This is a genomic window from Leisingera sp. G5_S3_59_S7, from assembly GCF_054968485.1.
Genome location: NZ_JBQKUH010000098.1, coordinates 1 through 8929 on the forward strand (window position 1 = coordinate 1; position 8929 = coordinate 8929).

Genomic DNA, 8929 nt, shown 5'->3' on the forward strand with positions numbered 1-8929 from the left:
CTTCAAGCTCAGGCGTGACCGCGTCGAAGAACAGGCTGTTTTCAAAGAAGCTGTCCACATCGGCAAAGCCATAGGTCTTGATCAGTTCCTGATCTGCGGATTTGAAGGCCTCGGCGTTGGAATGGGCATAGCCCCAGTTCTCGATGATGTATTTGCCGCTGTCCTCGGCGCTCAGCGCGTTCAGCATGTCATAGACCTGCTCGTCACTCTGGGTCGAGGAGTTCAGATGCACATAGCCGCAGACCCAGGTGGCAATGCCTTTGTCCACGTCGCGCATCATCTTGGCCGGCGTTTCGTTCCAGATCAGGTTCAGCTCCGACTGGTTCCAGCCCCAGCCCAGCAGCACCTCACCGCTGGCAATCGCCTGGTCCAGCTGGCCCGCGTCGGACCAGTAAAACCGCACGTTGGGATGAATCCGGCGCAGGAAATCCGACGCCTTCTGGAATTCTTCGTCCGACATATCGGTATAGCTGGAGGCACCGGTGGCCAGCGCTGCCATCGCATAGGCCGAGGAGGCAGCGTCGGGGATGGCGATCTTGCCCTGATAGGCGGGGTCGGCCAGCAATTGCAGCGAGACGTCCTCTTCGGCGATCTGGTCGGTGCGGTAGATCAGCCCGGTGTTGCCCCACTCAAACGGAACCATGTAGGTCTGGCCGTCGATGGTGACGCCGTCGACATCCTTGATCTGCGGCAAAAGCTTGTCCCAGTTGTCGATCCTGGAGGTGTCGATCGGCTTGATCAGATCCGCGGCCACCCATTTGCGCAACGCATCGGTGCAAGGATGGGCGAGATCGGCGGCAAAGCCCGATTGCAGCTTGGTAAAGGCCTCCTCGACACTGCCGAAGTAAGTGTAGCTGGGCGCACCGCCGTATTTCTCGACGTAGCCGCCGTAAAACCCCTGGTCCTCGTAGCCGGACCAGTCGAAGACCGACAGGCTGCCGGCCTCAGCCTGGGCGATGCCGGTCGGGACGGTCAAGGCTGTGGCGGCGGCCAGCGCCCCCGTCAGTCCCAAAGCAAAATGTTTCATTGTTTTCCTCCCTTTATTCTCATGCTTCCCGCGCGCCGAGGTCGATGACCGAGGCGTTCTGCACCCCCAGCCAGACACGGTCGCCGCGCTTGTGATCCACCGTGTGGAAGTAGTTGGGAACGGCCACGGAGATCGGCTCCTCCACCCCGTCGGCGCGCACGTAGTAGTGGACGCTCTCGCCGTAGAAGGCGATGTCGCTGACGCTGCCTTGCAGGCAGGCGTCATAGCCCGGCGGCTGAGTGGCGCTGATTTCCAGCTGTTCGGGGCGGATGCCCGCCAGCAGGTCGGGGCTGCGGGCCAGTGCGTTGGGGTTCACCTCGATCGTAAGCGGGCCAAAACCCTGCAGGTCGACATTCACTGACTGGCCATTGTCCGCGGTCAGCCGCGCATCCAGGAAATTCATGCCGCCGATGAAGGACGCGACCCGGCGGTTGCAGGGGCGGGAGTACAGCACTTCGGGGCGGTCGACCTGCTCCAGCTTGCCGGCGAACATCACGCCGATGCGGTCGGACATGGTCATCGCCTCATACTGGTCGTGGGTGACCATCACGAAAGTTATGCCCAGCTTCTGCTGCAGCCGGCGCATTTCCAGCTGCATCGCCTCGCGCAGGTTTTTGTCCAGAGCTGACAAAGGCTCATCCAGCAAGAGCACCTTGGGCCGCATCACCAGCGCGCGGGCCAGGGCCACCCGCTGGCGCTGGCCGCCCGACAGCTCATCCGCTTTGCGCGATTGCAGCCCGCCCAGCTCGACCATCTCCAGCGCTTCGGCAACACGCTCCTTTACCTCAGCCTTGCCCAGGTTCAGCTTGCGCAGGCCAAAGGCCACGTTGTCGCCGACGTTCAGGTGCGGGAAGATCGCATAGGACTGGAACACCATGTTGGTGGGGCGCTTGTTGGCCGGAATATGCGCCATTTCCTGACCCGCGATGCGGATGGTGCCCGCGTCATGGTCCTGAAAACCCGCAATCATCCGCAGAGCTGTTGTCTTGCCGCAGCCGGACGGGCCGAGAAGGGAGAAGAACTCGCCTTCTTTCAGCTCCAGGTTCAGGTCGCGCACCGCCACAAAGGTGCCAAAGCGTTTTTCCACCCCGGAGATTTCGATGATGTTCTGACTTGTCATCTGCGGGTCCTTCCTCAGGCGGATTTGGTGGAACGGCGGCGGAAGTATTCGGCGGTCAGCAGCAGGAGCACCGAGGCGAGCAACAGGAGCGAGCCAAGCGCCAGTGTGTTCGGCAGCTTGGCCGGGAAACGGATCTGGCTCCAGATATAGACCGGCAGGGTGGGCTGGTTGCCGGACAGGAAGAAGGCCAGAACGAATTCGTCGAAGGACACGGTGAATGTGACCAGCAGGCTGGCAACGATCCCCGGCGCCACAATCGGCAGGGTCACCCGGCGGAAGGTGCCGATGACGGTTTCACCAAGGTCAAAAGCGGCTTCCTCCAGCGATTGGTCGAAGTCGTCAAAGGCGGATTTCATGATCGAGACCGCAAAGGGCAGGGCGACAAACACATGACCCAGGATCACCGTTGTGAGCGACGGCTTCAACCCCAGAGAGATGAACAAAACCAGCATTGAAGACGCCACAATGATGCCGGGAATGACCAAGGGCAGCATCACCAGCCCCTCCGACACTTCGCGCCCCTTGAACCGGTACCGCACATAGGCGCGGGCGGCGAACAGCCCCAGCGAGGTGGCCACCAGCGCGGTCACCGCGCCGACGATCAGCGAGTTGGCCATCGCTTGCAGCAGCGTGTCCTGCGCGCCCAGCTGGGCGTACCATTTGAGGGTAAAGCCCTTCATCGGAAAGGCGACGATGGTGCCGTCATTGAAAGAAAACAGCGGCAGCAGCAGCACCGGCAGATACAGGAAGATCAGGTAGCCAATGGCATAGGCCAGGAGCCAGGGAAAGCGGACTGGTTTGCGCAGCGGTTTGCTCAACGGCGCGGTGAGGGGTTTGTTCAGCGGATCGCTCACCGGAGTGCTCAACGGATCCTCCTCCCCAAAGCGGTGGCCAGGATGACGAACAGAACCGCAACAAAGCCGACCGAAGCCATGGCGACCAGCGACAGGGTTGCCCCCAGCGGCCAGTTGTTGGCCGGGCCGAACTGCACCTGGATGAGGTTCGCCACCATTTTGCCTTGCGAGCCCCCGACCAGTGACGGGGTTACATAGTCGCCCACGGTTGGGATGAATATGATCAGGCTGGCCGCGATAATGCCCGGCACCGTGAGGGGCAGGGTGACACGGATGAACCGCTCCAGCTTGGAGCAGCCGAGATCGGTCGCCGCTTCCAGCAGCGAGCGGTCGATTTTCTGCAGCGAGACATAGATCGGCAGGATCGCAAATGGCGCCCAGGCGTGTGCCAGGGTCAGCACCACGGCGAACTCGTTATACAGAAGGAAGGTCAGCGGCTCTTTGATCAGCCCCACTGAGATCAGCGCCGAATTCATCACCCCGTTAAACCCCAGGATCAGCTTCCAGCTGAACACCCGCAGCAGGTAGCTGGACCAGAACGGGATGGTGATCAGCAAGAGCCACAAGGTTTTCTTGCGGGTGCGGAAGGCGATGAAATAGGCAATCGGGTAGGCCAGCGCCACGGTGGCCGCGGTGACCGCCCCGGCGATCAGGATGGACCGCAGCATCAGATGGCGCACCAGAGGGTCGGTGGCAGCCTCCAGGTAGTTGGCCCAGGTCAGCGTCCTGTCGATCTCGACATAGGTCTGGGTCCAGAAGCTGTAGGCCACCAGGATCCCAAGCGGCGCCGCGACCAGGAGCCCGACATAAAGCGATGCCGGAGCGCTGAGCGCCAGGCCTTTGCCAGCCTCGGTTCTGAGAAATCCGGCCATGAGACTCCGTTGCTTGCTTGATCTGCGGGCGTGGCGCTGTCACCTTAAATGGACAATCGTCCATCAAAATCTGCGGCCCGGCGGGGCGTTCTGTCAACAGGTTTCTTTAAAAATGTACAAGCGTCCATTTTGCTTGGAGAATTTTCCGCAATATGGCTAGATGGGCAAATCACCACAGCTTGCAGCAGCAGGCAGACCCGCGTAACAGCGGGGTTATTCTGCGCAAGTGCTTGGACAATTGGGGCCGGATGACCGGAAAAAGGGAACAGAACCGCGAACAGAACCGCCATGCGCTGATTGAGGCTGTGCTGGATTCGGTGGCGGAAAAGGGGATCTCGGAAACCTCTGTCAGCGAGATCATCCAGCGCGCCGGTCTGTCGCGCGGCATGATCCACCTGCATTTCGGCGGCAAGGACAACCTGGTTCAGGCGGCGGCGCACCACTCGTCGGAGGAATATTACGACGGGCTGGAGGCGCTGCTTCAAACCGCAGGCGACAGCCCGCAGGAACGGATTGAGATGATCGTGCGCGGCGACCTCAGCGAGCGCGTGCTGAACCGGCGCAATGTCAGCATCTGGTACGCCTTCCGCGGCGAGTCCAGGAACCGCAAGGCCATCGCCGAGCATTCGGACACCCGCGACGGGCGGCTGCGGGGCATGGTCCACAACGCCTTTTCCCGGATCGTGCGGGAGGCCGCCACCCCGGACGCTCCGGCGGCAGCGCGGGATGCAACCCATGGCACGCTGGCGCTGCTGGAAGGGATGTGGACCGACTTTCTGCTGCATCCCGACCGGTTCGACAGGGAGGAGGCGGCGCGGATCATCTTCCGTTTTCTGGCAGCGATGTTCCCCGCACACTTTTCGCTGCAAGGTGCCATCGTCGCGAAATAGCACCCGCAGGGGGCGCAGGGACCCGCCGCCGGCCCCTGTGTTTCAGATCCCCGACTTCACCTTGGTCCAGGCGCGGGTGCGCTGGCGCAGCGCCTTGGCGCCCAGGCTTTTGTCCGGGAACAGGCGGGCAAGGGTTGCCGCGTCCGGGTAGATGCCTGGATCGGACAGGATCTCTGGCAAAACATGCTTGTCCGCTGCCGCATTTGCATTGGCAAAGAAAACAGTGTTGGAGACCTCGGCAATCACCTCGGGCCGCAGCATGTAGTCGATGAACTCATAAGCCTCTTCCTTGTTGGCGGCATCTTCCGGAATCGCCATCAGGTCGATCCACATCAGGGTGCCTTCCTTGGGAATGGAATAGAAAACCTCGACACCCCTTCCGGCCTTCGCCGCTCGCGCCTGGGCGATGCCCGCGTCGCCGGAATACATCACCGCCAGGCAGAGGTTGCCGGCCGGCAGATCGGTGGACGGCTTCTGATTGCTGAAATAGCGGATGCTCTGAGCTGCCCCCGCCAGCAGGTCCTGCGCCTGGGTGATGTCCGCCTTGTCCTGCGAATAGGGGTCTGCGCCGAGGTAGTTCAGGGTGACCGACAGCATTTCGACCGGCGAGTCCAGCATCCCGATGCCGCAGTCCTTCAGCTTGGCGGCGTACTGCGGATTGAACAGCAATTCCCAGCTGTCGACGGGCAAATCCCCCAGCCGCTGCGACACCAGCGCCGGGTTATAGGCGATACCGATGGTGCCCCAGGTATAGGGAACGCCCAGCTTCCGCCCGCCCGGTACCTTGTCGAGCGAGGCCAGGATTTCCGGGCGCAGGTTGCCATAGTTTTCCAGCCGCGACGTGTCGATCGGATGCAGCGCCCCGGCCTGCAGCTGGCGTTCGGCGTTGGAGGCCGCCGGGAAGACCACATCATAGCCAGAGCCGCTTGCCAGCAACTTGGTCTCCAGCACCTCATTGCTGTCGAAATAGTCCAGCGTGACCCTAGTGCCGGTCGCAATCTCGTAGCCGGAGACGGTGGTTTCGCCGAAGTAATCCGCCCAGTTGTAGATCGCCAGATCGCTGGCAGAGGCTGGCGCCGCCAAGGCGGCGGCCAGCAAGGTTGCAGTCATGATATTGGTTTTGATCATTCTTTCCTCCCTGTAGTGCGCGGCCTCAGCGCTGGCCGGAGGCCCCGGCGGCGTAAAGGCAGAGCAGATCGTTGGCGATGGTGGCCGCCGCGATGGCGGTGATTTCGGAAATGTCGTAGGCCGGGGCGACCTCGACCACGTCCATGCCAACCACATCGGTGCCGGTCAGCCCGCGGATGATCTCCTGCGCCTGGTAGGGGCTGAGGCCGCCGATCACCGGGGTGCCGGTGCCGGGGGCGGAGGCGGGCTCCAGCGCGTCGATGTCAAAAGTGACATAGGTTTTTTGATCGCCGACGATGGAACGGATCTTCTCTGCCACCGCCTCCGGCCCTGTCTTCTGCACCTCGATAGCGTCGATAATGTTCATGCCCATCGGATCGGGGTTGTGAGTGCGGATGCCGACCTGGACTGAGCGGGCCGGATCCACCAGCCCCTCGCGGATCGCGTGCCACAGCATGGTGCCGTGGTCGATGCGGCCTTCCTCGTCCGCCCAGGTGTCGGAATGGGCGTCGAACTGGATCAGGCTGAGGGGGCCGTGCTTTTCCGCATGCGCCTTCAGCAGCGGATAGGTGATGAAGTGGTCGCCGCCGATGGACAACAGCGCGGTGTCCGTTGCCAGCACATCCCGCGCCGCCTGGGCGATCTGCCCTGGCACCTTGTGCGGGTAGCCGTAATCGAACTCGCAATCGCCGTAGTCGACCACCCGCAGCGCTTCATAAGGGTCGGCTTGCCAGGGCCATGGCGCCGACCAGGCGATATGGCTGGACCCTGAGCGCACTGCGCGCGGGCCCAGCCGGGTGCCGGAGCGGCTGGAGACCGACAGGTCGAACGGCACGCCCATCACCGCCACATCCGCACCGCTCAGGTCGCGGGTATAGCGGCGGCGCATAAAGCTGAGCGCGCCGGCATAGCTGGCCTCGGCAATGACCCCGCGGTCGCTCTCGCGGGTAAAGGCCAGGTCGCCCTGCACGGGATTCACACTGGAAGTATCGGTCATCTGGGGCTCCGTAGGGTTGGAAAACGCTTGGCCCCAGTTTGAAATCCGTGCTTATGCCGGTAAACTGAGCAATGGATATATAACTTTCGGTATAGATGAGCACAGGAACCGCATTCTCTCCGCTGCCTGCCCTTTGGGCCGAAGCCATGGCGGCCCTGGCCGGTACGGTTGCTACCGAGCGTTTCCCCGGTGCGCTGCGGCAGATCCTTGGCCAATGCTGCAGCTTCGATTCGATGATCGTCTCGCGGTATGACGGCGCGCTGCCGCCGGTCTCGCTGTATCAGGATCTGGATGAGCTGCAGGCGGCGATCACGGTGGAGTTCTACGCCAGCGGCCCCTACCTGCTGGACCCGCTGTATCAAGCCTGCCGCAATGGCTGCGCACCCGGCGCCTACCGGCTGATGGACTTGGCGCCAGAGGCCTTTTACCGCTCGGAATACTACCGCGCCTTCTATCGCAAGATAAACATCAGCGACGAAATCGGCGTGCTGGTGCAAGACGGGGCAGAGCGCTGGTTCATCGTCTCGCTGGCCCGCTTTGCCCGCCAGCAGCGGTTCGAGGCTGCGGACACGGATCGGCTGAACGCTGTGTTCGAGGTGATCTCCGCCTCGGTCCGGCGGCAGTGGGGGCAGGCGGAAACCGCGGCGCAAGGGGTCCAGCAGCAAGGCTGGGAGGACCGGATGCTCACCTTTGGCGCCGGCGTGCTCAGCCCGCGCGAGCGGGAGGTGGTGCAGCTGATCCTGCAAGGGCACTCGACACCATCAGCCGCGGCATATCTGGGCATTGCCGAGGGCACGGTGAAAGTGCACCGGCACCATGCCTATTCCAAGCTGGGGATCTCCTCGCAAGCTGAACTGTTTTCCATGGCCACCCGGCATCTGGCGGCGGGGTAGGCCCGTTTGCGGTTTTTACCCCCTCGAACCGGTCAGAGGTTCACGCCGCCGGGTGAAAACCTGTGCGAGTTAGCGGAACCATTGCCCTATATTCGGTCATTTCCCAACTTTTTTGTTGACCAAGCCCACAGTTTCGCGAAACCTATCCGGCAAGCGTGGATCTGCGGCGCCCGTTTAGTGGCTGCCGCGGTCCGGCACAGAAACAACCCGGGGACCGGCGCCGCCCCCGGTGCCAGTGCCGCAGCAGACAGGCCAGCCCTCCGCCGCGCGGCTGTCGGGGCAGAACACACAGGGAGGGCGCCTGAACCAATGCCGATGACACAGGATCACGCCGATCACGCCCTGCGGATCGCTGAAATGGCCTCCGAAACCGCCCGCAGTTTTTTCCGCGGCCGGCTGGGTGTTGAGTTCAAGGAGGATGAAAGCCCGGTCACTCAGGCCGACAGGGCCATCGAGGCGCAGGTGCGCGCCTATTTGCAGCAGCACTTCCCCGATCACGGAATTCTTGGCGAAGAGCATGGGTTCGATGGCGGGGACCGCGAGGATGTGTGGATCATCGACCCGATCGACGGCACCCGCTCCTTTCTGTCCGGACATCCGCTGTTCGGCTTTCTGCTCGGGTATCTGCAAGCGGGCGTGCCGCAACTCGGGGTGATCGGGATGCCCGCGCTGGCTGAGACCTTTCTGGGCCTGCCGGGACAGGGGGCCTGGCTGAACGGGGCGCAGATCCGGGTGTCGGGCCAGACCCGGCTGGACCGGGCGGTCCTCTACGTCAACGAGGGCGACAAGATTTACAGCGGCCACCCGCAGCTGTTCTCGCGGCTGATGCGGTCCGGCCAGACCCGCCGCTTTGCCTATGACTGCTACCCGCACGCCTTGCTGGCGGCAGGCCATGTGGATGCGGTGATTGATTTCGGCCTGCAGCCCTATGATTACCTGCCGGTTTCGGCAGTGGTCAGCGCCGCCGGCGGGGTCATCACCGATTGGGACGGTGCGCCGCTGGGACTGGAGTCTGACGGCCGGGTGATCTCGGCGGCCACACCAGAGCTGCACCGCAGCATGCTGGCACTGATCACGGGGTAACGGATGGCGATACTGACATTTCTGATCAGCCTCGCGGGCGCGACGATGCTGCTGCTGTATGCGGT

At 62.9% G+C, this 8929-nt stretch carries 9 protein-coding genes; 3 read left to right on the forward strand and 6 right to left on the reverse strand.

Translation table 11 applies throughout. From position 1 onward, the window contains the following. The 4 genes from ACTRWG_RS22240 to ACTRWG_RS22255 form a co-directional block, all read right to left on the reverse strand. On the reverse strand, positions 1-1027 hold a 1027-nt coding region (locus ACTRWG_RS22240; protein WP_462829954.1), incomplete at its 3' end, for an extracellular solute-binding protein. 19 nt (positions 1028-1046) lie between these two features. Further along, a complete protein-coding gene (locus ACTRWG_RS22245) occupies positions 1047-2147 on the reverse strand; it encodes an ABC transporter ATP-binding protein (RefSeq protein ID WP_051357650.1) in 1101 nt (366 codons plus the stop codon). Positions 2148-2161: 14 nt separating this feature from the next. Then, on the reverse strand, positions 2162-2965 hold the full coding sequence (locus ACTRWG_RS22250; RefSeq protein ID WP_084299361.1) for an ABC transporter permease: 804 nt from the start codon (positions 2963-2965) through the stop codon (positions 2162-2164). A gap of 44 nt (positions 2966-3009) precedes the next feature. Beyond that, the gene (locus ACTRWG_RS22255) at positions 3010-3873 is read right to left on the reverse strand and encodes an ABC transporter permease (RefSeq protein ID WP_259959612.1); all 864 of its coding nucleotides are present in this window, start codon (positions 3871-3873) and stop codon (positions 3010-3012) included. A gap of 248 nt (positions 3874-4121) precedes the next feature. Here ACTRWG_RS22255 and ACTRWG_RS22260 point away from each other — a divergent pair, with 248 nt between their 5' ends. Continuing rightward, entirely contained in the window at positions 4122-4763 is a 642-nt protein-coding gene (locus ACTRWG_RS22260) for a TetR family transcriptional regulator C-terminal domain-containing protein (RefSeq protein WP_027233874.1), read from the forward strand. 42 nt (positions 4764-4805) lie between these two features. Here ACTRWG_RS22260 and ACTRWG_RS22265 read toward each other — a convergent pair whose 3' ends face one another. Both ACTRWG_RS22265 and speB read right to left on the reverse strand, forming a co-directional pair. After that, the gene (locus tag ACTRWG_RS22265; protein ID WP_462829955.1) at positions 4806-5891 is read right to left on the reverse strand and encodes an extracellular solute-binding protein; all 1086 of its coding nucleotides are present in this window, start codon (positions 5889-5891) and stop codon (positions 4806-4808) included. A 25-nt stretch (positions 5892-5916) separates the two neighbouring features. Continuing rightward, on the reverse strand, positions 5917-6888 hold the full coding sequence (gene speB / locus ACTRWG_RS22270; protein WP_462829956.1) for an agmatinase: 972 nt from the start codon (positions 6886-6888) through the stop codon (positions 5917-5919). Positions 6889-6983: 95 nt separating this feature from the next. Here speB and ACTRWG_RS22275 point away from each other — a divergent pair, with 95 nt between their 5' ends. Together ACTRWG_RS22275 and ACTRWG_RS22280 are read left to right on the forward strand one after the other, a co-directional pair. Beyond that, on the forward strand, positions 6984-7781 hold the full coding sequence (locus ACTRWG_RS22275; protein WP_027233871.1) for a helix-turn-helix transcriptional regulator: 798 nt from the start codon (positions 6984-6986) through the stop codon (positions 7779-7781). A gap of 309 nt (positions 7782-8090) precedes the next feature. After that, complete coding sequence (locus tag ACTRWG_RS22280; RefSeq protein WP_462829957.1) at positions 8091-8864, forward strand: inositol monophosphatase family protein; 774 nt, start codon at positions 8091-8093, stop codon at positions 8862-8864. The last annotated feature ends 65 nt before the right edge of the window (positions 8865-8929 follow it).